This window comes from Campylobacter concisus (genome assembly GCF_003048775.2).
GTDB lineage: Bacteria > Campylobacterota > Campylobacteria > Campylobacterales > Campylobacteraceae > Campylobacter_A > Campylobacter_A concisus_I.
On the sequence record NZ_CP049272.1, the window covers coordinates 526,010 to 552,639 of the forward strand.

General features: G+C 40.0%; 26 protein-coding genes and 1 tRNA gene. 22 read left to right on the forward strand and 5 right to left on the reverse strand.

Translation table 11 applies throughout. The annotated features are described in order from the left end of the window. Positions 1–11 precede the first annotated feature (11 nt). From CVT17_RS02580 to efp, 4 genes are read left to right on the forward strand one after another with little or no spacing between them, the layout of a single operon-like run. Positions 12–1,688: a 30S ribosomal protein S1 gene (locus CVT17_RS02580; protein WP_107769678.1), complete on the forward strand. Its 1,677-nt coding sequence runs from the start codon at positions 12–14 to the stop codon at positions 1,686–1,688. A 5-nt stretch (positions 1,689–1,693) separates the two neighbouring features. Further along, positions 1,694–2,176: a hypothetical protein gene (locus tag CVT17_RS02585; protein WP_107769677.1), complete on the forward strand. Its 483-nt coding sequence runs from the start codon at positions 1,694–1,696 to the stop codon at positions 2,174–2,176. After that, positions 2,170–3,750, forward strand: a complete 1,581-nt coding sequence (serA, locus tag CVT17_RS02590; RefSeq protein ID WP_223154202.1) for a phosphoglycerate dehydrogenase — start codon at positions 2,170–2,172, stop codon at positions 3,748–3,750. The genes CVT17_RS02585 and serA overlap by 7 nt, the downstream gene beginning before the upstream one ends. 19 nt (positions 3,751–3,769) lie before the next feature. Further along, positions 3,770–4,336, forward strand: a complete 567-nt coding sequence (efp, locus tag CVT17_RS02595; protein WP_021090997.1) for an elongation factor P — start codon at positions 3,770–3,772, stop codon at positions 4,334–4,336. A gap of 329 nt (positions 4,337–4,665) precedes the next feature. On the opposite strand, the gene CVT17_RS09430 is transcribed toward efp, so the two are convergent. After that, positions 4,666–4,923, reverse strand: a complete 258-nt coding sequence (locus tag CVT17_RS09430) for a SelT/SelW/SelH family (seleno)protein (protein ID WP_262481491.1) — start codon at positions 4,921–4,923, stop codon at positions 4,666–4,668. A gap of 84 nt (positions 4,924–5,007) precedes the next feature. Between CVT17_RS09430 and CVT17_RS02605 the strand changes: the two genes are divergently transcribed. The 3 genes from CVT17_RS02605 to CVT17_RS02615 all read left to right on the forward strand — a co-directional run bounded on the left by CVT17_RS02605 (position 5,008) and on the right by CVT17_RS02615 (position 6,902). Beyond that, complete coding sequence (locus CVT17_RS02605) at positions 5,008–5,559, forward strand: DJ-1 family glyoxalase III (RefSeq protein ID WP_107769676.1); 552 nt, start codon at positions 5,008–5,010, stop codon at positions 5,557–5,559. Between the two features lie 223 nt (positions 5,560–5,782). Beyond that, on the forward strand, positions 5,783–6,028 hold the full coding sequence (locus CVT17_RS02610; protein ID WP_009294719.1) for an RNA recognition motif domain-containing protein: 246 nt from the start codon (positions 5,783–5,785) through the stop codon (positions 6,026–6,028). Next, complete coding sequence (locus CVT17_RS02615; RefSeq protein ID WP_107769675.1) at positions 6,006–6,902, forward strand: glutamate--tRNA ligase family protein; 897 nt, start codon at positions 6,006–6,008, stop codon at positions 6,900–6,902. The genes CVT17_RS02610 and CVT17_RS02615 overlap by 23 nt, the downstream gene beginning before the upstream one ends. Before the next feature lie 68 nt (positions 6,903–6,970). Here CVT17_RS02615 and sppA read toward each other — a convergent pair whose 3' ends face one another. Together sppA and mqnF are read right to left on the reverse strand one after the other, a co-directional pair. Continuing rightward, positions 6,971–7,834: a signal peptide peptidase SppA gene (gene sppA, locus CVT17_RS02620; protein WP_107858602.1), complete on the reverse strand. Its 864-nt coding sequence runs from the start codon at positions 7,832–7,834 to the stop codon at positions 6,971–6,973. Beyond that, a complete protein-coding gene (gene mqnF / locus CVT17_RS02625; protein ID WP_107769673.1) occupies positions 7,822–9,039 on the reverse strand; it encodes an aminofutalosine deaminase family hydrolase in 1,218 nt (405 codons plus the stop codon). The genes sppA and mqnF overlap by 13 nt, the downstream gene beginning before the upstream one ends. An 85-nt stretch (positions 9,040–9,124) precedes the next feature. Between mqnF and aroQ the strand changes: the two genes are divergently transcribed. The 15 genes from aroQ to CVT17_RS09450 all read left to right on the forward strand — a co-directional run bounded on the left by aroQ (position 9,125) and on the right by CVT17_RS09450 (position 22,978). Beyond that, the gene (aroQ, locus tag CVT17_RS02630; RefSeq protein ID WP_004317604.1) at positions 9,125–9,604 is read left to right on the forward strand and encodes a type II 3-dehydroquinate dehydratase; all 480 of its coding nucleotides are present in this window, start codon (positions 9,125–9,127) and stop codon (positions 9,602–9,604) included. Next, positions 9,601–10,626 (forward strand): M24 family metallopeptidase, encoded by a 1,026-nt coding sequence (locus tag CVT17_RS02635; RefSeq protein WP_107769672.1) that lies wholly within the window; start codon positions 9,601–9,603, stop codon positions 10,624–10,626. The genes aroQ and CVT17_RS02635 overlap by 4 nt, the downstream gene beginning before the upstream one ends. After that, on the forward strand, positions 10,623–11,099 hold the full coding sequence (gene folK / locus CVT17_RS02640) for a 2-amino-4-hydroxy-6-hydroxymethyldihydropteridine diphosphokinase (RefSeq protein WP_107769671.1): 477 nt from the start codon (positions 10,623–10,625) through the stop codon (positions 11,097–11,099). Before CVT17_RS02635 ends, folK begins: the two co-directional genes overlap by 4 nt. A 10-nt stretch (positions 11,100–11,109) precedes the next feature. Then, entirely contained in the window at positions 11,110–12,477 is a 1,368-nt protein-coding gene (gene flhF, locus CVT17_RS02645) for a flagellar biosynthesis protein FlhF (protein WP_107769670.1), read from the forward strand. Further along, positions 12,470–13,336 carry a P-loop NTPase gene (locus CVT17_RS02650; protein ID WP_107769669.1) on the forward strand — a complete coding sequence of 289 codons (867 nt, stop codon included), beginning with the start codon at positions 12,470–12,472 and terminating at the stop codon, positions 13,334–13,336. The genes flhF and CVT17_RS02650 overlap by 8 nt, the downstream gene beginning before the upstream one ends. A gap of 13 nt (positions 13,337–13,349) precedes the next feature. Beyond that, the gene (locus CVT17_RS02655) at positions 13,350–13,694 is read left to right on the forward strand and encodes a hypothetical protein (RefSeq protein WP_021090750.1); all 345 of its coding nucleotides are present in this window, start codon (positions 13,350–13,352) and stop codon (positions 13,692–13,694) included. Further along, positions 13,666–14,370, forward strand: a complete 705-nt coding sequence (locus CVT17_RS02660; RefSeq protein ID WP_021090868.1) for an RNA polymerase sigma factor FliA — start codon at positions 13,666–13,668, stop codon at positions 14,368–14,370. The genes CVT17_RS02655 and CVT17_RS02660 overlap by 29 nt, the downstream gene beginning before the upstream one ends. Then, complete coding sequence (gene fliM, locus CVT17_RS02665; RefSeq protein ID WP_054196277.1) at positions 14,370–15,473, forward strand: flagellar motor switch protein FliM; 1,104 nt, start codon at positions 14,370–14,372, stop codon at positions 15,471–15,473. The genes CVT17_RS02660 and fliM overlap by 1 nt, the downstream gene beginning before the upstream one ends. Next, the gene (gene fliY / locus CVT17_RS02670; protein WP_072594737.1) at positions 15,463–16,311 is read left to right on the forward strand and encodes a flagellar motor switch protein FliY; all 849 of its coding nucleotides are present in this window, start codon (positions 15,463–15,465) and stop codon (positions 16,309–16,311) included. Before fliM ends, fliY begins: the two co-directional genes overlap by 11 nt. Then, positions 16,311–16,904, forward strand: a complete 594-nt coding sequence (locus CVT17_RS02675) for a TIGR00730 family Rossman fold protein (RefSeq protein ID WP_103648879.1) — start codon at positions 16,311–16,313, stop codon at positions 16,902–16,904. The genes fliY and CVT17_RS02675 overlap by 1 nt, the downstream gene beginning before the upstream one ends. A 48-nt stretch (positions 16,905–16,952) precedes the next feature. Next, positions 16,953–17,975 (forward strand): tRNA 2-thiouridine(34) synthase MnmA, encoded by a 1,023-nt coding sequence (mnmA, locus tag CVT17_RS02680; protein ID WP_107769667.1) that lies wholly within the window; start codon positions 16,953–16,955, stop codon positions 17,973–17,975. A 112-nt stretch (positions 17,976–18,087) separates the two neighbouring features. Beyond that, positions 18,088–18,162 (forward strand) — tRNA-Asn (locus CVT17_RS02685). A 333-nt stretch (positions 18,163–18,495) separates the two neighbouring features. After that, positions 18,496–18,762 carry a helix-turn-helix transcriptional regulator gene (locus tag CVT17_RS02690; RefSeq protein WP_107769666.1) on the forward strand — a complete coding sequence of 89 codons (267 nt, stop codon included), beginning with the start codon at positions 18,496–18,498 and terminating at the stop codon, positions 18,760–18,762. Positions 18,763–18,796: 34 nt separating this feature from the next. Next, positions 18,797–20,476 carry a hypothetical protein gene (locus tag CVT17_RS02695; RefSeq protein ID WP_107858603.1) on the forward strand — a complete coding sequence of 560 codons (1,680 nt, stop codon included), beginning with the start codon at positions 18,797–18,799 and terminating at the stop codon, positions 20,474–20,476. Between the two features lie 258 nt (positions 20,477–20,734). Continuing rightward, a complete protein-coding gene (locus tag CVT17_RS09450; RefSeq protein WP_234402198.1) occupies positions 20,735–22,978 on the forward strand; it encodes a molybdopterin oxidoreductase family protein in 2,244 nt (747 codons plus the stop codon). 179 nt (positions 22,979–23,157) lie between these two features. Here CVT17_RS09450 and fdh3B read toward each other — a convergent pair whose 3' ends face one another. Both fdh3B and CVT17_RS02715 read right to left on the reverse strand, forming a co-directional pair. Beyond that, positions 23,158–23,799 (reverse strand): formate dehydrogenase FDH3 subunit beta, encoded by a 642-nt coding sequence (gene fdh3B / locus CVT17_RS02710; protein WP_103579577.1) that lies wholly within the window; start codon positions 23,797–23,799, stop codon positions 23,158–23,160. 1 nt (position 23,800) lies between these two features. After that, entirely contained in the window at positions 23,801–26,611 is a 2,811-nt protein-coding gene (locus CVT17_RS02715; protein ID WP_107858650.1) for a molybdopterin-dependent oxidoreductase, read from the reverse strand. Between the last annotated feature and the right edge of the window lie 19 nt (positions 26,612–26,630).

A 26,630-nucleotide genomic window follows, 5' to 3' on the forward strand; every position in this document is an offset into this window, starting at 1 on the left:
AAAGGATCAAGATGGCTGTGAACAAAAGTGTTCAATTAGGAAAAGCAAAAGACGAAGATATCGAAGATATCGATTTTGCTGCGATGTTAGAGGAGTCTTTTAAAAAGACTGAAGAAGATAGTGACGCAAAGATCGTCAGTATCAATGGTGATGAGGTTTTAATTGACGTTGGCAAGAAGTCAGAAGGCATTTTAAATGTTTCTGAGATCACTGACGCAAACGGCAACCTGACGCATAAAGTTGGCGATACGATCAAAGTTGTAATAACTGGATCAAGAAATGGAAGACCTATAGTGTCGCACAAAAAAGCACTTAGAAAAGAGAAAGTTAAAGCTTTCATCGAAGCTTACGATCCTGAAAATTCTGGCGAAATCGACGTAAAAGTAGTTGGAAAAAATAAAGGTGGTTTTATCACTCAAGACGCAAATGGCGTAGAATTTTTCTTACCAAGAACGCACAGCGGATTTAAAAACGCTGAGGGCGTAGTTGGAAAATCATACAAAGTAAGAGTTATAAAAATTGATAAAGAAGAAAATAGCATAGTTGTCTCTAGAAAGAAAATTTTAGATGATGACCGCAAAAAACGTAAAGAAGCTCTATCAAGCATAGTAGAAAATGATAGCGTTATAGAAGGCACAGTTAAAAAAATCACAACTTATGGCATGTTTGTTGATGTTGGCGGAGTCGATGGACTTGTGCATTATAGCGAGATAAGCTATAAGGGCCCAGTAAACCCTAGCTCACTATATAAAGAAGGTGATAAAGTTTTAGTTAAAGTTATCAGTTATGACAACGAAAAACGCCACTTGTCTCTATCTATCAAGGCGGCTACTCCAGATCCTTGGGAAGAGATCATAAACGATGGACTAGAGGTTGGCGACACTATTAAAGTTACAGTTAGCAATATCGAGCCTTACGGCGCATTTGTTGATCTTGGAAATGATATTGAAGGATTTTTACATATATCTGAAATTTCATGGGACAAAAATATCAAAAATCCAAAAGATCACATTAATGAAGGTCAAGAGATCGATGTTGAGGTTATTGAGATAGATGCAAAAGGACATCGTCTAAGAGTGAGCCTTAAAAATTTACTTCCAAAGCCATTTGATGAGTTTAAGGCAAAACACAAAGAGGGCGACGTAGTAAAAGGCGTTGTGACAACTATCACAAATTTTGGTGCATTTGTTAGAGTAGGCTGCGTTGAGGGCTTGTTACACAATGAAGATGCATCTTGGGATAGGAATGACAAGTGCAAAGATATGTTTAAAGCTGGTGACGAGCTTGAAGTAAAGATCATCAAAATCGATAGTGCTGAACAAAAAGTTTCACTTAGCCTAAAAGATCTAAAACAAAGTCCAGTTCAAGCATTTGCTGATAAATTTAATGTAGGTGATATCGTAAAAGGAACAATTCGCGACATTAAAGACTTTGGCGTATTTGTAGAGCTTGGTGATAACGTTGATGCGCTGATCCGCAAAGAAGATCTAGGTAGTGTAGATGTTAGCACACTTAAGATCGGCGATGAGATCGAAGCAGCTATCGCATTTATCGATGAGAAGAAAAATAGAATACGCCTAAGTATACGCCGTTTAGCAAAACAAAAAGAGCGTGAAGTGTTAAATGAGATCAATGATAATGATGATAAAGTAACACTCGGCGATATTATAAAAGAACAATTACTTTAGTTTAAATGGGCAGACGCATACTTTTATTAGTAGTTGTCCTGCTATTTGTTATATTGGGTTTGGTTGGAATTTCTCTTGTTAAATTTGCAAGTATAAATTTCAGCCAAATATCTGAAGAAAATATCACAAATGAGCAAAATTTAACTAAAAACACGACCAGCAATACCAACTGGATGAGTGAGCTAGCAACTATTAGAAAAAGAGATTATGTGCTGCCTGTAAATGAAATTTTTATAGAATACAACCGACCCAAAATAGAAAAACCAAAGATTACTGCATATGAGCTTTTGATAGATAAAAATGATATCTATTCAATGTTTTGTTTGATGCAGACTTTAAGAAAAAGTGAGGTCGATTTTACTGTTGTAAAAGATGGTGCAAAAAGCCAGATATTTTTAAATACTCAAGACTCTAAACTTCTACAAAATATCATTTTAGAACTAAGAGTTTATGATATCCACTCAAGTGTGAGAGAGGTAAAATTATGAAAACTATCATTGTTTGCGATGCGATACATCCAGTAGGTTTTGAACTTTTAAAAAAAGAGCAAGATATAAATGTAATAGACGCAGTTAATACTCCCAAAGATGAACTTTTAAAAATTTTAGGCGAGGCTGATGTTGCTATAACAAGAAGCTCAACTGAAGTAAACGAGGCCTTTTTAAACGCTGGTAAAAAACTAAAAGCTATTGTTAGAGCTGGTGTTGGTGTAGATAATGTCGATATAGAAGGATGCTCAAGGCGTGGCATAATAGCTATGAACGTTCCAACTGCAAACACTATTGCTGCAGTTGAGCTAACAATGGCTCATATGCTAGCTTCAGCTAGATCCCTTGAATACGCTCATAATGATCTAAAGCTAGATAGAATCTGGAAGCGTGAGAAATGGTATGGGGTTGAGCTTTTTAAGAAAAAGCTTGGTGTGATCGGCTTTGGAAATATTGGCTCGAGAGTAGCTGTTCGTGCAAAAGCTTTTGGTATGGAGATCATCGCTTATGATCCATATATTGACCCATCTAAAGTTATCGATATGGGCGGTACTTACACTAAAAATTTTGATGATATTTTAGCATGTGATTTTATCACGATCCATACGCCAAAGACTAAAGAAACAACCAATATGATCGGCGCCAAAGAGATCGCAAAAATGAAAGATGGCGTAAGACTTATAAACTGCGCTAGAGGCGGTCTTTATAACGAAGAAGCGCTTTATGAAGGACTAAAAAGTGGCAAAATAGCATTTGCTGGTATTGATGTTTTTACAAGAGAGCCAGCAACTGATCATCCACTTCTTGATCTAAACAATGTAAGTGTAACTCCACATCTTGGAGCAAATACGCTTGAATCACAGCGAAATATCGCAGTTGAGGCAGTCGAACAAGCTATTTTAGCAGCTCGTGGTATAAGCTATCCAAATGCGTTAAATTTACCTATAAAAACAGAAGATCTACCACCATTTGTTGAGCCTTATATCGATCTTACAAGCAAGATGGCATTTCTTGCTGCACAGATAAATAAAAGCGTTATTAAGGCTATTCGTATCGAGACTCACGGTCAAATTAGCGAATATGCAAATTCAATGCTAACATTTGCCATAGTTGGTGCATTAAAAGAGAGTCTTGGTGATGCGATAAATTATGTAAATGCTAAATTTTTATGCGATGAAAAAGGTATAGTGACTGAAACTAGCCTTGGCGGAGATAGTATTTTTAAAAATAAAATTACCGTTCGCTTAACTACCGAAAATGGTATTGTAACTGTTGGCGGAACGGTATTTGGTGAAAATCAGCAACGCATCGTAACGATAAATGGCTTTAAGACCGACTTTAAGCCAAAAGGTAAGATGATCATCTTTAAAAACCATGACGTGCCAGGCGTTATCGCTCAGATTAGTAAAATTTTAGCTGATGAAAAGATTAATATCGCAGACTTCCGCCTTGGTAGAGATGATCACAATATGGCACTTGCTGTCATTTTGGTTGATGAACATATAAAAGCAGAAACGTTAGAGAGACTAAACGCACTTGAAGCTTGCGTTTGGGCTCAATACGCAGTTATATAAAATTTTGAAAGGATAAAAAATGGCTTCATATTCAATGGGCGATCTAAAAAAAGGGCTAAAGATCGAGATCGATGGCGTTCCTTATAAAATCGTAGAATATCAACACGTTAAACCGGGCAAAGGTGCAGCTTTTGTTCGTGCAAAAATCAAATCTTTTATCGATGGAAAAGTGCTTGAAAAGACTTTTCATGCAGGCGATAAATGCGAGCAACCACATCTTGAAGAAAAAGAGATGCAGTATCTTTATGATGATGGTGAGTATTGTCAGTTTATGGATACGGTTACTTATGAACAAGTTGCTATCAGCGATGAGGATGTGGGTGATGTTAAAAAATGGATGATCGATGGCATGATGGTTGAAATTTTATTTCACAATGGCAATGCGATCGGCGTTGAAGTGCCACAAGTAGTTGAGCTAAAGATAGTTGAGACCCCACCAAATTTCAAGGGTGATACGCAAGGTGGTAAAAAGCCAGCTACTCTTGAGAGTGGTGCGGTAGTTCAGATACCATTTCACGTACTTGAGGGCGAGGTTATCCGTGTGGATACTGTTCGCGGCGAGTATATCGAGCGTGCGAATAAATAATGCAGTTTAATCTTTCTTACTAAAACGTTTAGTCTTAGCTAAAGTCACTATTTAAAAAGTATTGGCTTTAGCAAAAACTTCATTTCATACATTGTAAAATTTCAAGTAGCACTAGCATAAAATACACAAAATTTTTATATTTTATAAAAATCCAAATATAGCCAAATATCGGCTCATAAAATATTTAAAAATCAAAAAATATATAAAAAAATGAAAATTCTTAGCGAGATAGGCTAACGCTTTAACTATAAAATTTTTATATTAGGATAGTAGAACCATAAGTCAAAAATAGGGAAAAACGAGACGGTTTCCCGTCTCGGTAGCTAGCATTAAGCCGACTTTGCTTTGAGATATTTGTTTATAAGAGTTGTGATCTCTTCACCGTGAGGAAATCTCGCTTCATCATTTCCGATGCGATCTTTCTTAGAAAATATAACATCTCCATCAACCTCGACGATGAAATTTCCACCATCACCTATAACCTTTTCGACTCTTGCATCACTAAAGTTCGCTTTTATTTCATCTTCTACACGAGAAGCTACCGGACGATAGTTTCAAGAGTTGCAGTAAATAATTTTTACTTGCATGCTCTGTCCTTTCTTGTGAAATAAGCCAATATTATATAAAATTTTACTTAACAAATAAAACATATTATTGTAAAGGATAAATTTATGAAAAAAGTTGCTGTGATTTTAGCTGAAGGATTTGAGGAGATAGAAGCACTAACTTCTGTTGATGTTTTACGTAGAGCTGGAGCGATAGCTTCTATTGTTGGGCTAAATGACGTAAACATCAAAGGATGTCACAATATATGCGTAAAAGCTGATGTGACACTTCGCGAGATGAAAGAGCTAGACTATGATGCGATCGTCCTTCCTGGTGGACTTCCAGGAGCTAGCAATCTAGCAAACGATACAAGACTCAAAGCAATTTTGCAAAATTTTGATAAAAGCAATAAGCTCATTTGTGCCATTTGTGCTGCTCCTATGGTGCTTGAGAGTGCTGGTGTGCTAAAAGATCATTTTGTTTGTTATCCAGGATTCGAAGAAAATGTAAGAAGTGATAAAAAGGGCTATGATAACGGCAAGAGTGTATTGAGGGATCAAAATATTATTACAGCAAAAGGTCCTGCTTTTTCAATGGAATTTGCACTTTTTATAGTTAAAAATTTACTTGGCGATGAAGCCTATCTTCAAGTAAAGAATGATTTACTTTATAAATAGCTTATAAAGATAAAATAGTTTTTTATTTAATTATTCTTTTTAAACTTAAGATTGGATTTTGTTTAGTGATAGTTGTAAAAGTTCTATATATACGAGTTTGTAGCTTTTAAGAATATTTTTCAAAAAAATATAATAATTTTTTGATTTTTTACATCTTTTTGACGAAAATTAGCTATTATCACACTAACCGAATAAATCGGTAATTTTTTTAAGGAACACTCCTGTGAATATTTATGTAGGAAATTTGTCGTATAGAACGACAGAGGCAGAATTAAAGGAAGCCTTTGCACAATTTGGTGAAGTAAGGCGAGCAAAAATAGTAAAAGATAGAGAAACTGATCGCTCAAAAGGCTTTGGCTTTGTTGAAATGGACGATGCAAATGAGGGACAAAAAGCTATAGACGCACTAAATGAAAAAGAACTAGGCGGACGTACTTTAAGGGTAAATGAGGCTAGACCAAGGGATTAATGACTATTTGCCACCAAATGGTGGCATAGTATCCCGCATAGCCCCTACGCCTAGTGGATTTTTGCATGCTGGCAATGCTTATAACTTCATCCTAACTTATCTTTTGACACGTTCGGCAAATGGCGTTTTGCACTTACGTATCGATGACTATGACCTTGGTAGATACCGGCAAGAATTTGTTCAAAATATCTTTGATGTTTTAGAATTTTTAGGGCTTGAATATGATAAAGGTCCAATTAGCGTAAGTGACTTTGAACGTAATTTTAGCTTCAAAGTAAGAGCTAAAAGATACGAAGATATACTTGAAAAACTAGATGAAATTTATATCTGTGAGTGTTCTAGAACTACAAAAAATGCCTACATAAACGGCATTTACACTAAAATTTGTAAAAATAAAAATCTAAAATTTATAAAAGACAAGACCGCCATTAGACTAAGCGTAGATGAGGGCGACCCTCTTGGTAAGCTTGTGGCAGAGCAAATGGGCGATTTTGTGATTTACAAAAAAGATTTTACGCCAGCTTACAACTTTGCAAGCGTGATAGATGACGAGGATATGGGTATAAATTTGGTTGTTAGAGGCGAGGATCTAAAGGCTTGCACGCTAGCTCAAAGATATCTTGCAAAAAAGCTAAATTTTAGCTTTTATAATGCTAATTTTATTCATCATAAGCTACTTTTAAAAGATGACAAAAAGCTCTCAAAAAGCTCGAAATCACCGCCAATTAATCTAAAAGATAGCCCGCAAATTTATTACAAAATTTTGGTAAATGATCTTGGTTTAGATATAAGATCAGCAGATAAAATCCAAAATCTACTTTATGAGTTTAAGCTAAAAAATATAGCCAAAAAATTTTTGCAAAGTATGAGCTAAATTTATACTATATATGCAGTTTGCCCCCGCCCTGATCTTTTGTTTTGATTAGCCATGTGTTGCTTTGATTATTTAAGCTTTGTCTCGAAAAATGCGTTAAAAAGCGAGTTTATGCCTTGCTTTGTAAATTTCTCCATTATCTTTTCGATCTGCGGTTTTTCTTGCCAAACTGGCTCATCTACGAGGCTCATTTTTACTAGCTCGTTTTGAGCGTCTATGTAGCTGCCAAGGCTGTCAATTAGCCCCATTTTTAGGGCATTGTGTGCCAAAAAGACCCTTGCGTTTGCCCACTCGTCTTTTTTCTTGATATCTAAATTTCTAGCCTCTGCCACGTCACTTACAAAGAGCATATAAGCGTCATTTACGAGCCCTTGTAAGCTCTCACGCTCTTGCTTGCTCCAGCTCCTCATAAAGGTTCCAGCCTCTTTAAACTCGCCAGCCTTCACCACCTGCTCGCTCACGCCTAAGTTTTTGGCTAAATTTTCGATGTTTGCCCCTTGCATGATGATGCCGATCGAGCCGATGAAAGCGCCTGGGTTTGCGACGATAGTGTCGGCATTTACGCCAGCGTAGTAGCTGCCACTTGCCATGTTGCCAGCTGCGTATGCGAGTACTTTTTTGCTCTCTTTTAGTCGCTTGACCGCCATAGCTAGCTCCACGCTAGGACTTAGCGCGCCGCCTGGGCTGTCGATGTAGAGCAGCACGCCTTTGATGTTGTTATCAAGCCTTGCTTTTTCTAGCGCTTCTAAAATTTCACTAGTATCCATTATCGTGCCGGTGATGTCTATGCGGGCTAAATTTGGCTCTTTCATCTTACCATCTGGCGCAAATACGAAAAATAAGATGAGTAAAAATATGAGCGCCTTAAAGTAGTTGTTGATAAATTTAAAAATTCCCAAAAATCCTCTAAAAATAAGCCTTAAAATTTGCAAATTTTGCCTCCGATATATAGTTTTTTAGCCTCATTTGTATGAAGTATGAGCTGAAGTATTAGCTCGCTATCATCGCACTCTAGGTCGTTATAGACGGCAAGATCGGCCGCTCGTCCTGCCTTTATTTCGCCGTTATTTGTTCTAAGCGCTTTTGCTCCACCATGCGTTGCAGCGACAAAAAGCCTAGCGGCAAGCTCGTTTAGATCAAGGCTCGTGTGGGTAAATAGGGCAGCTCTTAGCTCATGCCAAAAATTTAGGCTGATATTTGAGCTAAGGCCGTCTGTGCCGATGTTCAGACTGACATTGTTTTTGAAAATTTCTTTTAAATTTAGCGCCTTTTTACCAAGTAGCCTATTTGAAACGGCGCAGTGCGTCACGCTGTGATGAGGCTTAAATTTAGCAAAATCGCTCACATAAACGCAGTGCGTAAATAGCGTATTTATCTCACGAAACATCTCAAAATAGCCCTCTTTATCATACATAGGCTTTGGATCTGGGCTAAATCTTAAAAGATGCTTTTTAAAGCCACCACTGCTATGCTCTAGCCACTGCTTTTCAGCCTTGCTCTCTAAAAAGTGCGTGCTAACTAGCAAGTCATCCTTTTTGGCTATCTCAAGGGCGGCTTTGGCTAGCTTTGGGTGCACAGAGTAGGGTGAGTGCAGTGAGATGGCTGGGGTAAAATTTTTATTTTTATAGCCCTTTGTTTTTTCTAATTTAGCTAAGAAATTTTGCAAATTTTGCTGAACCATCTGCTCGCTTGATCCTAAAATTTCACTAAAAAGCACGACTTTTAGCGGACTAGCGGCTAAAATTTCAAGCTCCGAACCAAAGCTAGATATCTCGCCAATGGTGCAAACTCCGCTTTTTAGCAGTGATTTTATAGCTTCATTCATTGCTTTTTTAGCGTCCATTTTGGCTAGCTCGCTCCCTTTATCGATGATAGAGCCAAGCCACTTTATAAAATCGCCATATTTTAGTGTGCTAACGTTTGAGCTAAACTCCAAATGAACGTGCGTATTTACAAAGGCTGGGGCAACCACGCTATCACTAAAGTCGCAAATTTTAGCCTCTTTAAATTTCTTTTGCGCCTCTTTTTCGCTTGTAATTTCTAAAATTTTATCATCATCAATAACGACACAAGAATTTCTTAAAATTTTTGGATTTTCTCCGCCAGTGATTATTTTTTTTGCTTTTAAAATTTCCACATTTGAGCCTTAAATTTTTGTTATTGTAGCGAAAATTTAGGAACGGAAATGTATAATTTGGACTATTTAATCAAAAAGGAGTGACATGGATAAGAAGCTAAAAATAATGGTTATCCAAGGCCCAAATATCAATATGCTTGGCGCTAGAGAGCCAGGAATTTATGGCGTTATGAAGATGGAGGATATCCACTCTCAAATGAAGATCGTTGCCGATCAAAATGACGTTGAAATCGAGTTTTTTCAAAGCAACCTTGAGGGCGAGCTAGTCGATAAGATCCAAGAGTGCTTGGGCGATGCTGACGGCATCATCATAAACCCAGCCGCTTACACTCACACCTCTATCGCTATCCGTGACGCGCTAAGTGCGGTTGCGCTGCCAGTTATCGAGGTGCATATCAGCAACGTTTATAGAAGAGAAGAGTTTCGCCACAAAAGCCTCATCGCACCAGTTGCAGCAGGTCAGATCGTGGGCTTTGGACCAGTTGGTTATCATTTGGCGATGATAGGCATGCTTCAAATTTTTGAGCAAATCAAAGCAGTAAGAGCAAATCAAAAAGCACAATGAATTTCATCTTAAAGGACGAAAACGCCGTATTTTACGAGTGCGGCTACAGCTGCGACAATGAGTTTTTGCTATGCCTTGATGGTGTGAAATACTTTTTCACGGACGCGAGGTATTATTTTGAGGCAAAAAGCTGCGTAAATGCAGGCGTGGTCGTTCTTTTAGCGCAGAGAAATTTAATAAGCGAGGTCAGGGCATTTTTAAGAAAGATGAAGCCAAGTAGCCTCGTTTTTAACCCAGATGAGCTAAGCCTAAGTGAGTTTAATGCGCTTAGCAAGGGTTTTAAGATAAATTTCAAACCAAAGGCAAATTTCTCTAGGTTAAAGAGAATTTGCAAGAGCGAAGATGAGATAAAAATTTTAAAAAAGGCTAGCGAATTTGGGGCAAAATGCTTTGATGAATTTGCTAAATTTGTGCGTGAAAATGGCGAAGGGATGAGCGAAAAAGAGCTTCATTTTAACGCCTCGCTCATCTTTAGGCAAAAAAACGAGCTAGGTCTTAGCTTTGATCCTATCGTGGCGATAAACGAAAATGCCGCAAAGGCGCATGCGCTGCCTGGGGATAAAATTTTAAAAAAGGGCGACTTGCTGCTACTTGATGCTGGGGTTAAATTTAAGCGTTACTGCTCTGATCGCACCAGAACTGCTTGCTTTGATGAAAATTTTAACTTCTCAAAGGAGCAAAAATTTAAAAACGCCAAGATGCAAGAAATTTACGAGATCGTAAAAGAGGCTCAGGCTGCTGCGATAAAGATCACTAGAGCTGGCGTTAGGGCGTGCGAGATAGACCTTGCAGCAAGAAGCGTGATAGCAAAGGCTGGATATGAAAAGGTCTTTTTTCACTCGACAGGACACGGCGTGGGCGTCGATATACACGAGCTTCCAGTCATCTCAGCAAGGAGCGAAACGCTCATAAAAGAGGGCATGGTCTTTAGCGTGGAGCCTGGAATTTATCTAGAAAATGAATTTGGGGTGCGCATCGAGGACGTCGTGGTCGCAAGAGAAGGTGGGTGCGAGATTTTATGAGGCTAGCTGGAGCAAGAAAGATCGTAAAAAGCCGTTTTTGCCCTAGTTTTTTTCATAAAAGAGATGAGTTTAAGTATGAGGCGCTAGTTGGTATGGGTGGCAACATCGGTGATAGCGCAAAGAGGTTTGATAAATTTATAAGAGCGATTAGTGAAGATAGGCGTTTTCACGTAGTTGAAGTCTCGCCGATCCTTATAAATGCGGCGTTTGGCTACGAAGCGCAGGATGATTTTAGTAACGCTGTTATAAATTTACAAACATCTATGAGCTCTAGAGAAACTCTAAAAATTTTGAGGCACTATGAGAGTAAATTTAAGCGTGTCAGGACATTTAAAAATGCGCCACGTACGCTTGATCTAGATATTTTGTATTTTAGTAAAAAAGTCTATAAGACGCCGCGCCTTATCGTCCCGCACCCAGGAGCTGATAAGAGGCTTAGCGTGATCGTGCCACTAGGGCTTATGAGAGGTTAAAAGGATATAAATGGCTACAAAATTTCATACTTTTACAGGCGAGAGCACCATTGAGGCTTTGAAAAAGGCTCAAGAAACGTGCGGCGAAAAGGCCATATTAGTTACTACAAAACAAATTCAAGCCAAAACGATAAATAAAAAACCACTTTATGAAATTTTAGTAAGCGTCGAAGAAGACGATGTGAAGCAACCCCCAAAACCAAATACAAAAGCCATAAACTATGAAAATGCCTACTCTAAATTTAATAAAAACTATGAACCTGCTAAGCCAAAATTTGAGATAAAAGAAGAGCCGGCTAAATTTGATGCAAAGACAGCATCACCAGAGCCTTACGATCCAAACGAGAGTGTGCTTTTAAATATCTCAGCTGCTGCAAAAGAGATAAGCACGATCGCAAATGTAAATATTGACGATGTCAAAGATAAAGAGTCAAGCATACCAAGCGGCATGAATAAAAAAATAGACGATGTGGCAAAGCAAGTAAGCGTGCTAAGCGAGAAAATAGGGCTGATAACTGACATGATCTGGGACGAGAAAGCACCAAATCGCAATAATCTTTCGATCCCGCCGGAGTTTGCTAGCATCTATAAACTCGCAAAACAAAGCGGCATGAAAGAGGAGCATCTAGAGGCTATCATGCAAACGACGCTTGAAAATTTGCCAGTTTCGATGAAGAGCAATCCAACCGCAGTAAAAAGATATTTTTATTCGCTTTTGCGAAATATGCTACCTTGCAGAAAAGAGCCAAGTGATAAAAAACAACGTATCATGATGCTAGTTGGCCCAACTGGGGTTGGTAAAACTACGACACTAGCAAAGCTAGCTGCTCGTTTTGCATACGGCAATGAAAAACGCTATAAAACAGGTATTATCACGCTTGATACGTACCGTATTGGAGCGGTTGAGCAGCTATTTCAATACGCTAAAATGATGAAGCTGCCTATTCTTGATGTTATCGAGATAGATGACTTTCAAAATGCTATAAAGCAGCTTAATTATTGTGATGTGATACTTATTGATACGACTGGAAATTCGCAGTATGACAAAGAAAAGCTCGAAAGGCTTGATAAATTTTTAAAGCATAGCGGCGCAAAGATTGATGTAAATTTGGTCCTTTCGGCTGGCTCAAAGGTTGAAGATCTAATAGAAATTTATAATGGATTTTCGTTTTTAGACATCGACACACTTATAATCACCAAATTTGATGAGACAAAAATTTTTGGCAATGTCTTTTCGCTGATATATGAGACAAACACGCCAGTTAGCTACTTTAGCGTGGGTCAAGAGGTGCCTGATGATCTTGTGGAGGCAAAGAGTGAATTTTTAGTAGAGTGCGTGTTTGACGGCTTTACAAAGCAAAAGGCTAGCGATGAATAACCAAGCGCAAAAACTACAAAATTTAGTTCAGTCTCAAAATAAGGCTAAAAATACGCATTTTATAGCGATTACAAGCGGCAAAGGCGGCGTTGGCAAGAGCACGATAAGTGCAAATTTGGCAAATGTCTTGTCGCAAAATGGCTATAAAGTAGGGCTTTTTGACGCTGATATCGGCCTTGCAAACCTTGACGTCATCTTAAATGTAAAAATGGGTAAAAATTTACTTCACGTGCTAAAAGGCGAGTGCAGCCTAAAAGATATCTTGATACCTATAAATAAAAATTTGATCCTCATTCCTGGTGAAAGCGGCGATGAAATTTTGAAATTTAACAATCAATTTTTATTTGAGAGGTTTTTGGATGAGGCGAGCGAGCTTGATGAGCTTGATTTCTTGATCATTGACACCGGAGCTGGCATAGGCGGTAGTACGCAGCTGTTTTTAGAAGCGGCTGATGAGGTCGTGGTGGTAACTGTACCTGATCCTGCAGCGATAACTGATGCATACGCTGTCATAAAGATCGTCTCAAGGTTTAAAAATAGCGAGCTTTTGCTTTTAAATATGGTAAAAAATGAGGCAGAAGCGACTAGAATTTATGAAAATATCAAACGTGTTGCTAATGCAAATATCGGACCTAGCTTAAATTTAGAGCTTATAGGATTTGTGGCTTCTGATAAGAATGTTTCAAGAAGTATAAAACAACGAACGCTTTTTACAGACGACGCTGCTTATGCTGAGCCTAGCGCTCAGATAAAACAGATAGCTTCGAATTTACTTTATAGGTTGGAACGAAAAGTGCTTAACGATGAGCAAAGCAGGAGCTTTGGGGGCTTCTTTAAGCGTTTGATAGAACAATTTTAATGGAGATTGAGCTTTGCGTGCAGAAAATTTTATAGCATTTTTTACGGTTTGTGGTTTTTTTGTAGGTATAGTTTTTACCTTGCTAAAGGTGAGTGAGCCTATCGAAATGCTAGTTTATACACTAGTTATTACTTTGTTTTTTTATCTTATAATTCACATTGTTATCATGAACTACATCGATGTAAAAAGGGCTTTAACTAAAATTTTTGACAAACAAAAACACGAAGAGATCGCAGACTATCTCATCTCTGAGCTAAATACTAGAGAAAAGCGTATGGAAAATATAATGGTAAAAATGACTGCTGAAAATTTTGATTCTGGTAAACGAAATGCACGAGTTAAAGCAAAAGCAGCTTAACGCTTATAAAAATACGATAAAAAAAGAACAAGACGAGATAGTCTTAAAATATATGCCAGCACTGCGTGCAATGGCGTTCAGGCTTAAAGAGAGGTTGCCATCAAGCATAGATACAAATGACCTAATAAGCATTGGTGTTGAAGAGATGATAAAGCTTAGCAGGAAGTATGACAAGGAGCAAAATGACTCTTTTTGGGGTTATGGCAAAAAGAGAATTTATGGCTCTATGCTTGATTATCTAAGGACGCTTGATGTTGTTAGTAGAAGCGATAGAAAGCTAGTAAAGAGCATAAATAGCGAGATAGATAACTACTTTAATGAATTTGAAGAAGAGCCAAGCGATGAGTATTTGGCCGAAAAGCTTAATGAAGATATTGAGAAGATAAGAGAGGCAAGAGGCGTTAGCGGTATCATTACTATCTTACCAATAGACGAGCAAATGGAGCTAATTGGTCAAAATGACGTCGAGAAAAGCATTGAGAGAGAGGATCTCATTTTAAAAATAGAAGAAGCTTTAAAAGATTTTGACGAAAGAGATCAGATGTTGGTTCAGCTTTATTATTATGAAGAGCTAAATTTAAAAGAGATAAGCCAGATCATGAATATCAGCGAGAGTAGAATTTCACAAATTCATAAACGTTTGCTTGATCGTATTAGGCGTAGCTTGGGGGTTTAATGGCTGATATTTTAAGTCAAGAAGAGATAGACGCGCTACTTGAAGTTGTTGATGAAGACGGCGATACAAGTAATATCGAGGTTGAAGAGAGATCACAAGGCGAACAAAAACAGATTATTATTTATGATTTTAAGCGTCCAAACCGCGTTAGTAAAGAGCAACTCCGTGCGATAAAAGGCATCCATGATAAGCTTGCTAGAAATTTGGCTAGTCAAATTTCTAGCGTGATGAGAAGTATTGTCGAGATCAGACTTCACAGTGTTGATCAGATGACTTATGGCGAATTTTTGATGAGTTTGCCAAGCCCAACGAGCTTTAACGTCTTTTCTATAAAACCGCTTGATGGAAACTGTGTTTTGGAGATAAATCCAAGCATTGCCTTTCCGATGATAGATCGTTTGCTTGGCGGAACTGGTGAAAATTTTGAAGCAAATAGAGAGCTAACCGACATCGAAGTAAATTTACTTGATGCGGTGCTTAGAATGATTATGCAGCGTCTAAAAGAGAGCTGGTCAATGATAACTGATATGTACCCAAATGTGGAAGCTAAAGAGAGCAGTCCAAATGTCGTACAAATCGTCTCTCAAAATGAGATTGTTATTATGGTCGTTATGGAGATCATAGTTGGTGGCTCAAGCGGTATGATAAATTTATGCTATCCAGTCATCTACCTTGAACCGATACTCTCACGCCTTGCAAATAGAGACATTATGCTTGGTGAAACAAGTGCAAAAAAAAGTAGAAACAAAGAGCTAAAAACACTTATCGGACGAGCAGAAATTTTATATGAAGCCATACTTGGCAAATCGATCATCAGTGTAAATGAGTTTTTAAATTTAAAAGAAGGCGATATTTTAAGGCTTGATAGAGGAGCTGATGATAAGGCGATCGTTTGTATCGATAAAAAAGAAGTTTTCTTAGCTGAAGTTGGGCTTCATAGATTTAGAAAATCTATAAGGATTGAACAGTTAATACGCTCTGATAAAGATGAGATCAAAAATATCTTAGAAAAATACGAAGAAGAGCGAAAAGCAAAGCTAATGGCGTATGAAGCTAATGAGCGCAAAATGGAAGAAGAAGAGGACGACGAAGATGATGAATGATTTTTTTAATATATTTTCTAACGAATTAAAAGCTACTATCGAAGGACTTACGGGCAGAGCTCCTGAGGTTGGTGAAAGAAATGAATTTGACGCACCAACACAAAACGGCATAAAACCACCAGTAGTGATGGCCAATATCTCTTTAAGTGGCGACATCAATGCTAAAACAGAGATAGTATGCACTCCGGTTTTAATAAGTGCCATTAGCGAATGGATGATGGGTGAAGAGGAAATTTCAAAGAATGAAAATTTAGGCAGTGATGAGCTTGACGCTGCAAAAGAGATATTTTCAAACCTTTTTAGCGCCTTTAGTACATCTTTGGGTGCTCAAAAGGGCATGCCAAAGATAAATTTTGAAGTAATAAATGTAAATTTTTTAGATGAAAATTCTTCGCTTGATTTTAGTGTTTATGAAAAGCTATTTTTATTTAATGTCAAAATTGAAGATCTAAGCGAGCATATCGGTTTTGCTTGCGATCATTCGTTGATGAAATTTTTTGAGCCAACAAAGACTGAAGCCCCAGCTGCACCAGCGAGCACTCCTCACGTAGCTAAGGGCGATTTTAGCGCTGAAGAGATGAGAAATATCGGACTTATAATGGATGTTAGGCTCCCTATTCGTGTTCGTATTGGATCAAAAAGAATGCTTTTAAAAGATGTGCTTACCATGGATATTGGCTCAGTTATCGAGCTAAATCAATTAGCAAACGATCCGCTTGAAATTTTGATCGGCGATAAGGTAATAGCTCTTGGCGAAGTTGTCATAATCGATGGAAACTTTGGCATCCAGATCACTCAGATAGGCTCAAAACGCGAGAGGCTCCAACAGTTAAAATAATGAATAATGAATTAGTTAGTGATCTTTTAAATTTTCCAAACGTCTTAAAATATAAAAATAAAAATGTTACCTTCTTTGGCTCGGCTAGATTTGATGAAGAAAATTTCTACTGCAAAAAGGCTTATGAACTAGCTTACAAACTAAACGAGCTAGGGTATGCCATCTTAACTGGTGGCGGAGACGGCATAATGAGAGCTGCAAACAAGGGCGCGTTTGATAGTGCAAAATCGCCAAGCATAGCCCTAAATGTGAGGCTTCCATTTGAACAAAATACAAACCCTTACGTTACGGCAAAATATCTCTTTTCAAATTTAAGCCCAAGAAAATTTGCACTTACCGATCGTTCAGTCGCATTTGTCGTCTTTCCGGGTGGCTTTGGCACTCTTGATGAACTTTTTGAAATTTTAGTACTTGCTCAAGTTGGTAGCAAAAAAGTAAAAATTTTTCTTTTTGGGAGCGAGTTTTGGCAAGGGCTTGATGAGTTTATAAAAAATACGCTAGTTAGCCAAAAAACAATAAAAAAAGAAGATATAAATTTATACAAAATCACCGATGATTTAGAGCTTATTGCAAACGAAATTTTGGCTATTTAAAAATAAGATATAAAATATCCCCTTTTAAATTTCAAAGAGGTAAAAAATATGAAAGTAATGGTCGCAATGAGCGGTGGTGTAGATAGCACTATGACGGCTAAATTTCTGCAAGAAGCTGGTCATGAAGTGCAAGGTTGCTATATGATGCTACATCAAAAGCCAGGATATCACGAAGAAAATATCAGAAAAGTAAAAAAAGTAGGCGAGTATCTTGGCATAAAGGTGCATATTTTGGATCTGCAGGAAAAATTTAACGAGTTTGTCTATGATCCTTTTGTGAAGCTCTATAAAGAGGGCAAGACGCCAAATCCTTGTGCTTTGTGCAATAAATTTATAAAGCTTGGTGCGTTGCTTGATTTTGCAAAGGCAAATGGCTGTGAGAAGCTTGCTACTGGGCATTATGTGCAAGTTATTGATGGATTTATCACATGTGCAAAAGATCCTAGCAAAGATCAAAGCTACTTTTTAGCCCAAGTGCCAAAAGAGATATTAAAAGATGTTATTTTCCCGCTTGGGGATAAATTTAAAAAAGATATAAAAGAGCTTGCAAGAAGTGTAAAAGTGCTTGAAGAATTTGCTACGCAGGCAGAAAGTAGTGAAATTTGCTTTGTGGAAGATACTTATATCGAAGTTTTAAATAAGCATTACAATACAAATTTGCCAGGAAATGTAGTTGATAAAGACGGCAAAATAATCGGCCGCCACCAAGGCTATATGCACTATACTATCGGTAAGCGCCGTGGTTTTGAGGTTTTTGGCGCCCATGAGCCACATTTTGTTATAAAGATAAATGCCGATAAAAACGAGATCGTTGTAGGAACAAAAGATGATTTGGCTCAAAAAGTAGTCGAGCTTGAAAACGTAAATTTGTTTATAGATAAAGATAAATTTGAGTGCGAAACTAAGATAAGATATAGAAGCCCTAAACTTGATGCTTTTGTTGAGGTTGATAAAGAGAGTAAAACAGCGAAACTAACGCTAAATCAAAATGCACTTGGTGTGGCACAAGGCCAGCTTTGTGTTATGTATGATGGCGATAAGGTTATTGCAAGTGGATTTATAAAAGGCTAGTTTTGGCCTTTTATAAAAATTTATTGAGCTCTGTGCGATTTTTTCTAAATTAAGCTAAAATTTATTGACAAAACATATCTTTTCGTCTATAATACGAGCTCTTTTCAAGTGTTCCGGATTAGCTCAGCGGTAGAGTAGGTGACTGTTAATCACTTGGTCGCTGGTTCGAACCCAGCATCCGGAGCCATTTATCTTCAAAAATCCTTTTAAAACCCCGATTTTTACAATGTTTCAAGAGCTTTAAGTTTTCTTAGTTTTATAAAATTTGTTCCCTATTTGTTCCCGAAATTTTTTAATATTCCAATTTCTCGCCATGTTTTCTAAGTCAATCTAAGATGCTTTATTTTTGTTTTTAAAAACAAGAAAACATTTTTTATCCTAAATTACTCTAAAATACCCTAAGGAATCATAGGGTATTAAAAATTTTTCAAAAACTATCCAAAAACTACTCAAAATAGCAAGAGTAAATGAAAAGTACATATAATTAGTTATATAAGAATAAGCATAAGGAGAAAATGGGATGCTTAACGAACTATATAACGATGTAGAGTACAAAACGCTTCTTGAGCACATATCTAGCCAATATAAAGGAAAGGTAGTTCTAGACAGAAAGCAAACCGCAGGGGTTCTTGGCATCGGCGTATCTACTCTTGATCTTCGTATATCGCAGGGCAGAGATATTCCGCGTTATATAAAGATAGGAGATGCAAAGAATTCTCGCATAGCGTTTGCGATAACGGACATTGCGACTTATATTTTTCAAAAAAGGGTTAAAACATGCTCTTAATTTCTATAGTAGATAATAAAGAAAAGGACTAAAAATGAGTGATGCTCTTCAAATAGGCGGACACAGCCTAGTTCTTTGTGTAAGAAGCGAATTCTTGACGCTCAAAAAGGCTATTATAAGGTATGAGCACAATGTTAGAGAGGTTAAGCACGCCTCTAAGATCGGATATCTTAGAGGCAACAGCCGTAATAATAGATACATAGTGCTTAGCGAATATAACGATAACGGCAATATGCGAGAGATGCCTAATAGCGATAGGGAATTTAGCGATAGAAAGTATATAAAAGCACTCTTGAAAAAATACCACGAAAAAATGAAGGCCGACTACGAAGCCCAAACTAAAATCTATAAAAACGGCAAGGTGGTAAAGAATCGTTGGCGAGAAAATATGGTCGGGTTTTCCGAAATAGTCATAAGTTTCGGCACCGATCGGAATAAAGAATCCAAAGAAGGGCTAAATAAAACCGAAGTAAATTTTATCAACGCTCAGGTCTCGCTCGACAGAGTTAGAAGATTTGCAAACGATTATTGCGCTAAATACGGCGTTAAATGCCTGCTAATCGCTGAGCACAACGATGAGAAGACTAAGCATTATCAGCTTATTTTTACGAATTACCAATTTGAAAACCATAAAAATCTTAGGTTTAACGGCAAAGGCGAGACGTTAAAATTCGGCAGAAGCATGCAAGAAATGGGCGGAGCGGCATTTGAAGGCATTGCTCTAAGAGGCGAAATAGACAGCAAGGCAAGACATAAAAATTTAAAACAAATGTACCTAGACGAAAAAGAGTTTAACGACAAGCAAGGGCTAAAAAAGAAAATAAAGCAACTTGTAGTTAAGGAAGTGAAGAAATATACAAAAAAGGAAAAACCTATGTTCGGTAAAGAATATTTTAGAATAGAAGCCGAGGACGATAAGGCTTTTATAACGAGTCTTACGAATTTAGTATTGGATCAAATGCAAAATAATATAAGTATTGTTACCGACGTAGAACTAAAACAAAGGGTTTACGAGCTAACGAATCAACTAATAAACAAGGGTGAGATAATTGCAAAAAATAACGAGCTGGATCAATCCAATGAAAATCTAATCCAAGAAAATAAAAATCTAAAAGAGATTAACGCGAACCTAAACAATCAAGACAATATTATAAAAGATAGAAATTTGCAAATAAACAATCTATCTGCCGAGCTAATTCAAAAAGAAGATGAAAACAATAAACTAAAAAGCCGATTAGAAAATATTGAAGCTGATATAGCGCAAATAGATAAACTAAAACAAAAAGCCGACCAAAGCGATGCCCTACAAAGCAAGCTCAAAGAAGCTAATACAGATCTAGAAAGCAAAGAAAAAACAAATCAGTCTTTGAAACAAAGAAACGAAGAGCTGGAGGCGTCGTTAAGTAACGAGAATGCCTTAAAGGAAGACAATGAAAGCAAGCTACTACAAATCGTTAAACTACAAACTTCTATAAATGGCAAAGTTCAAAGAATATCTGAGCTAGAAGAAGAAGTAAAAGTTAAAGACGAAAGGATAGAAAATTTACAGGATAAGTTAACTATATTAGAAAGCTTTAAAACGAAGGTTATTAATTTTATCTCAAAAATAAGCAATTTAATACCGAATTTTAGTAAGCTACTGGATGATGAGCCTACAGAGATAAAAAATGAGATAAAAGGCAAAGCATACAGTAGGGATGGGATGGAGATATAAACAAGTTATCGGCAGCGAGAAATCTTTAATAGATTGTTATAGAGTGGTACCGGTAGGACAAATTTTATCAAAATGACTAATATGTGATTTTTCTTTCAAAATACGATTTTAAAGGCAAATTTAGCCAAAAAAGGAATATTCTAAATTTGCATATTACTTAAATAATCCTTAAAAAAATATACTAATCTTAAAACTAAATTTATATTTGCAGTTGTATAATAATCTCATAATTTTCAGTAATACTAGAAAGGAGCAAAAATGGAAGAGATCGTAAAGACCACCTGTCCATATTGCGGTACGGGCTGCGGCATCGATCTTATCGTGCGAAACGGTAGAATCGTAGACGCCAAACCCAGCAAAGACCACCACGTAAACGACGGCGAGCTTTGCTTAAAAGGAATGTTCGGATGGGAGTTCGTAAACTCTCCTAAACGCTTAAGTCGACCGATGATGAGAAAGCTAAATGGCGTCTACGACAAACGCGGCGAGCTTGAAGAAGTGAGTTTTGAGGAGGTTTATGATTTCCTCGCAGATAAATTTAAATCCACTGTCGCAAAATACGGCCCAAGCTCGATCATGGGCTTTAGCTCTGCTCGTTCAAATAACGAAGACAACTACGTTTTCCAGAAATTTTTCCGCGCTCAGGGCAGCAACAACATCGATCACTGCGCCCGCCTTTGACACGCTCCTACAGTGGCAGGTCTTGCCAGCACGCTAGGAAACGGTACGATGACGAACGACTTGGTCGAATTTGCGACCGACACGGACGTATTTTTACTCATCGGTACCAACACGAGCGAGTGCCACCCGATCATCGCTATGCAGATGCAGCGCGGACTTCAGCGCGGCGCAAAGATGATCGTCGTAGATCCAAAACGCACCGATATGGCCAAAAAAGCCGATATCTATCTGCAAATCCCGATCGGAGCGAATATCAAAACGCTAAACACGATGATGCACGTCATAATCGCCGAAAATTTGCAAGATAGCGAATTTATCGAGAAGTACTCCGAGGGATTTGAATATCTAAAAGAAGCGGTTAAGGACTTTACGCCTGAGCGTTTCGAGCGCGAAACCGGCATAAAAAAGGAGCTCATCATAGAAGCAGCTAGAATGTATGCTAAAGCAGGCGCGGCGGCGATTTGCTACACGATGGGTATCACGCAGTTTAGCGACGGCACGTCAAACGTCTTTTCGCTATCAAATTTAGCCGTTTTAACGGGAAATTTAGGCAAAAAAGGCGCAGGCGTAAATCCTCTGCGCGGTCAAAACAACGTCCAAGGCGCATGCGACATGGGCGCGCTGCCTAACGTCATCCCGGCAGGCGCGGTAAACAGCCCTTACGCGCAGGAGCAAGCGCGCAAAGTATGGCACTTTGAGCTAAATCCGGTTCCGGGCTTTAAACTAACGCAAGCACCCGATAAAATGGATAGCGGCGAGCTAAAAGTCCTCTACGTCTACGGCGAAAATCCCGTAATGAGCGATCCTTGGACCGAGCACTTCGTCCACGCCGTACATCACCTAGACTGCTTTATCGTGCAGGATCTTTTCTTTACCGAGAGCGCCCATAAGGCCGATGTGGTGCTACCTGCCGCGTGCTGGGGCGAAAAGGACGGGACCTTTATCAACACCTCTCGCCGCGTCCAACGCACGCGCAAAGCTAGCGAACCCGTTAGCGGCGTAGAGCCCGACTGGAAAGTCGTTTGCAACATCGCAAACCGCATGGGACTAGAGGGATTTGATTTTGCGAGCCCTGAGCAAATTTGGAACGAGCTAAGAGAGCTTATGCCTAAATTTTTCGGCGGTATCAGCTACTATAGACTAGGCAAGCTAGGAGGTATCAGCTGGCCGTGCCCAGACGAGGAACACCCTGGCACGCCGGTACTTTACGCAGATCACAAATCCATGCTGCCGGGCGGTAAATTCCGCTTTGCGCCGGTGCTTTACTTAGACGATAAAAACGAACGCGCAAAGGCCGAGGCCGAATTTAGAGCCAAGATGAATATCCCAGAGGGCTACCCAGTCGGTAGCGGCGCGCTTAGCGAGGTGCCAGACGAGGTATATCCGTGCCTATTTACGACCGGACGCAAGGTCTATCACTACCACACCGGCACGATGACTAGAGAGTGTCCGGCTCTTGAATACGGCGCGGGTATCGAGGGCGCGCTCATCGAGGTAAGTCCCGATATCGCTCGCGAGAGGGAGCTGGAGGAGGGCTGCTACGCGCTCGTACAAAACAAACGCGGCCAGATCGCCGCCAAACTGCGCGTAAATCCGGATCTAAAAGAAGGCACGATATTTACGACCTTCCACTACAGCGAGGCCGACGGTAACGAGCTAGCAAACGCGGGCGATCCAGATCCGCTCTCGGGCATCACGCCGCTAAAGATGACGATAGCAAATATCAGGCGTCTAAGCGAAGAGGAATTTATCAAATTTAGAGAGCAAAACGAGATGTCGATGCACTCGGCAAATCCGTATTTATCGCCCGTTAGAGCGTAAATTTAGGGCGGGAGACCGCCCTTTTTCTACTTAAATTTATCCATTTTTATTTTAAATTTGCCAGCATTCAAATTTGACGAACTATCCATAGAAGCATGAGTTAAATTCGACGCAGCCAAACCGCGTAAAATTTGATGAGATTACTCGCCCCCGCAATCTCGGCAAGAGCGAGCTAAATTTTAAGATTTTATTTTAAGCCTATCGCCAGCATAGTAGGCGAGCTTCCAAGTCAGAGTTTGCTTTAGGTCTTTAAAGCCGTAGCCGCGTGCCTTGACCCTATCGCCGTAGATCTTCTCTATCATTGCAGATTCGCCTACTAGCAGCGCCTTTGTCGAGCACATTGCGGCACAAACCGGCACTTTGCCTTCGGAAATTCTATCCTGGCCGTACTCTTCGCGCTCGGCTTCGCTATTTGTCGGTAGCGGACCGCCTGCACACATCGTGCACTTATCCATCGAGCCTTTGGCGCCGAACACTCCATCGCGCGGGAACTGAGGCGCGCCGAACGGACACGCGTATAGGCAGTATCCGCAGCCGATGCAGATATCTTTGTCGTGTAGCACTACGCCGTCGGCTCTGATATAAAAACAATCAACCGGGCAAACCAGCGAGCACGGAGCGTCCTCGCAGTGCATGCAGGCTATCGAGGTTGATATTTCCTTACCGGGTACGCCTTCGTTTAGCGTGATGACGCGGCGGCGGCGGATGCCAAGAGGCAGCTCGTGAGCCTCGTCGCAAGCTACCGCACAGCCGTTACAGTCGATGCATCTATCGTCGTCGCAGTAAAATTTAAGTCTATTGTTGTCATTAAATTCGCTCATTTTACGCCTTTTCTATGCGGCATAGACCGCTTTTGGTTTCGGGGATTTGAGTGTTTATATCATATCCGTAGTTAGTGACGGTATTTGCGCTCTCGCCTACCGCATAAGGCTTGGTGCCTTCCGGGAAATTACCCGTCATATCAACGCCTTGCATATAACCCGCATAATGAAACGGCATAAAGATGGTGTCGGGTTTAACGGACGGTACTACTCTGGCGCGCACCTTAACCTTAGTACCTTCAGGCGAATGAACCCAGATGAAATCCCAGTTTTTAATGCCGTGTTTAGCCGCAAGTTCAGGGTGGATATCTGCAAACATCTCAGGCGTCAAGCGGCTTAGATACATACTAGCTCTCGTCTCCATGCCCGCGCCGCTAAAATTTACGAGGCGAGCCGTCGTGAGGATAATAGGAAATTCTTTTGAGTAGTCCTTTGCTAGCTGGACGGATTTAAATTTTGTATCGACGCGGTTTTGAAGTTTCTTATCCTCAAAGCTCGGATACTTCTGCGCTAGATCAAATCTAGGCGTATGAAGCGGCTCTCTGTGAAGAGGAATTTGATCCGCAAAAGTCCAAACGATAGTCCTAGCTCGCGCGTTGCCGTACGGAGCGATATTTTTCTCCATGCATTTTTTAGCTATGATATTACTATCGTCATGTATCCAGCTGCCGCCTATTTTGGCCTTTTCATCCTCGGTTAGCGTGATGCCTAGCACTTTTTCGATGTTATCTTTTTTGATCTCAGGATATCCGCCCTTAACGAACGAATCTACGGGCGCGCTACCGTCTGCGGCTAATTGGCTAACTCCGTTATGCTCTAAGCCGAAGCGGTTTCTAAAACCCATACCGCCTTGTCTAACGGATTTGTTTATGTCGTAGAGTATCGGGCTGCCCGGATGATCCTCCGTCCAGCACGGCCACGGCAGACCGTAGTACTCGCCTTCGACTACGGTGCCCGGTTTTCCTAGACTCGTTTTTTCGTCAAATTTATCCCAGTTTTCTTGGTGCTTTTTGAGTCTCTCCGGAGTCCAACCCGTCATGCCGATAGTTTTAATTATATTTGCGATCTCGCGCGTAGCGACTTCAGGCCACTCGATCTTGCCTTCAGCGTCCCTGATCGTGCGCGTTAGCTCGTCATAGTAGCCTAGTCTTTTGGCAAGCTCAAATAAAATTTCGTGATCGGGCATACTTTCAAACAAAGGCTCCACGACCTGACTTCTCCACTGGCCGCTACGGTTCGTCGCTACGACCGTGCCGCTAGTTTCAAACTGCGTCGCCGCAGGCAGTATATAGACGTCGTCTTTTTTGTCCGTAATCACGCCGGCATCGTTTACGAAAGGATCTACTAGCACTAAAAGCTCAAGCGCATCTAGGCCTTCTTTTACTTTTACTTGTTGTGCTGTAGAGGTGATACCGTTGCCTATTACTACTAAGGCTTTTATACTGTCGCCGGCATTATCTACTGCTTCGTTGCCGTTTTTACCGTCAAGCACGCCCGCCCACCATTTTGACAGCGTAAATCCGGGCTTAAACATCATTTCAGGCTTAACGAAATTCTTTTGGAGCCATTCAAAATCGACCTTCCACATCTTAGCGAAGTATTTCCAGTTGGCCTCGTTTTTTGGATAGTATCCGGGTAACTCGGTCGGCAAATTCGCCATATCCGTCGCACCTTGGACGTTGTCGTGGCCGCGAAGGATGTTACAGCCGCCGCCGCTAACGCCCATATTCCCTAGCACTAGTTGTAGGATCGGAGCGATACGAGTGTTTGAGCTGCCTATGGTGTGTTGAGTTAGACCCATCGCCCAAACGACCGATCCCGGGCGATTTTTGGCGTAAACTTCGGTTATCTCAAGAAGCGTCTCTTTTTTGATCCCGCAAACATCGGCTACGACTTCGGGCGTCCATTTGGCAGCCTCTTCGCGGATCAGATCCATACCGTAGACGCGGTCGTTTATAAATTCCTTATCTTCCCAGCCGTTTTCAAAGATGATATTCATCATGCCATACATAAAAGGTATATCCGTGCCGGTGCGAATTTGAGCAAAATAATCAGCCTTAGCCGCAGTTCTCGTGTATCTTGGATCGACCACGATTAGCTTTGCGCCGTTATTTTCCTTCGCTTTTAGAAAATGTCTAAATCCTACCGGATGGTTTACTGCCGGATTTGCGCCCACTATAAAGATAGACTTCGCGTTTTGGATATCTCCAAGATGATTGGTCATAGCTCCGTAACCCCAAGTATTCGCCACACCGGCGACTGTAGAGCTGTGTCAAAGACGGGCTTGGTGATCTAGGTTATTAGTCCCGAACATCGCTACGAATTTGCTTATATAATAGCTTTGTTCGTTGCAATCTTTTGCAGAGCCTAGAAACATCACTTGTTCAGGGTTTTTCTCGCGATACGCTTTTAGTTTGGCGCCGATTTCATCAAGAGCCTCTTTGTAGCTGATGCGTTTCCATTTGCCGCCTACTTTTTTCATCGGGTATTTTACGCGGCAGTGAGAGCGCACCATATCGATGACGTCGCTACCCTTACAGCAGTGGCCGCCAGCGCTTACCGGGTGATCTTGGGCTACTTCTTGGCGTACCCAAACGCCGTTTTCTACCTCGGCGCGCACTCCGCATCCAACGGAGCAAACCGTACAAACGGTTTTTACGATTTTAGAGTTTGGAAACGGATTTGCCATTTCTTCTTTTGTGGCGCTTCTAGTTACGCCGCTAGCAGCCAGCCCGCTCATGCCGCCCGCTACGCCTGCTAGCGCGGCTATTTTTAAAAACGATCTTCGCCCGACTGCGTTTGAGTGGGGCATAAGACGTAAATTTGCCTCA

Excerpts from the sequence above, each read along its gene's own strand:
- CVT17_RS02660 (WP_021090868.1), top strand. The coding sequence starts at position 13,666 with ATGCACGAGTTAAAGCAAAAGCAGCTTAACGCTTATAAAAATACGATA.
- CVT17_RS02580 (WP_107769678.1), top strand. The coding sequence starts at position 12 with ATGGCTGTGAACAAAAGTGTTCAATTAGGAAAAGCAAAAGACGAAGAT.
- CVT17_RS02605 (WP_107769676.1), top strand. The coding sequence starts at position 5,008 with ATGAAAAAAGTTGCTGTGATTTTAGCTGAAGGATTTGAGGAGATAGAA.
- CVT17_RS02635 (WP_107769672.1), top strand. The coding sequence starts at position 9,601 with ATGAATTTCATCTTAAAGGACGAAAACGCCGTATTTTACGAGTGCGGC.
- folK (WP_107769671.1), top strand. The coding sequence starts at position 10,623 with ATGAGGCTAGCTGGAGCAAGAAAGATCGTAAAAAGCCGTTTTTGCCCT.
- fdh3B (WP_103579577.1), bottom strand. The coding sequence starts at position 23,799 with ATGAGCGAATTTAATGACAACAATAGACTTAAATTTTACTGCGACGAC.
- fliM (WP_054196277.1), top strand. The coding sequence starts at position 14,370 with ATGGCTGATATTTTAAGTCAAGAAGAGATAGACGCGCTACTTGAAGTT.
- CVT17_RS02695 (WP_107858603.1), top strand. The coding sequence starts at position 18,797 with ATGAGTGATGCTCTTCAAATAGGCGGACACAGCCTAGTTCTTTGTGTA.
- aroQ (WP_004317604.1), top strand. The coding sequence starts at position 9,125 with ATGGATAAGAAGCTAAAAATAATGGTTATCCAAGGCCCAAATATCAAT.
- CVT17_RS02690 (WP_107769666.1), top strand. The coding sequence starts at position 18,496 with ATGCTTAACGAACTATATAACGATGTAGAGTACAAAACGCTTCTTGAG.
- CVT17_RS02585 (WP_107769677.1), top strand. The coding sequence starts at position 1,694 with ATGGGCAGACGCATACTTTTATTAGTAGTTGTCCTGCTATTTGTTATA.
- CVT17_RS02675 (WP_103648879.1), top strand. The coding sequence starts at position 16,311 with ATGAATAATGAATTAGTTAGTGATCTTTTAAATTTTCCAAACGTCTTA.
- flhF (WP_107769670.1), top strand. The coding sequence starts at position 11,110 with ATGGCTACAAAATTTCATACTTTTACAGGCGAGAGCACCATTGAGGCT.
- CVT17_RS02650 (WP_107769669.1), top strand. The coding sequence starts at position 12,470 with ATGAATAACCAAGCGCAAAAACTACAAAATTTAGTTCAGTCTCAAAAT.
- mnmA (WP_107769667.1), top strand. The coding sequence starts at position 16,953 with ATGAAAGTAATGGTCGCAATGAGCGGTGGTGTAGATAGCACTATGACG.
- CVT17_RS02615 (WP_107769675.1), top strand. The coding sequence starts at position 6,006 with ATGAGGCTAGACCAAGGGATTAATGACTATTTGCCACCAAATGGTGGC.
- efp (WP_021090997.1), top strand. The coding sequence starts at position 3,770 with ATGGCTTCATATTCAATGGGCGATCTAAAAAAAGGGCTAAAGATCGAG.
- fliY (WP_072594737.1), top strand. The coding sequence starts at position 15,463 with ATGATGAATGATTTTTTTAATATATTTTCTAACGAATTAAAAGCTACT.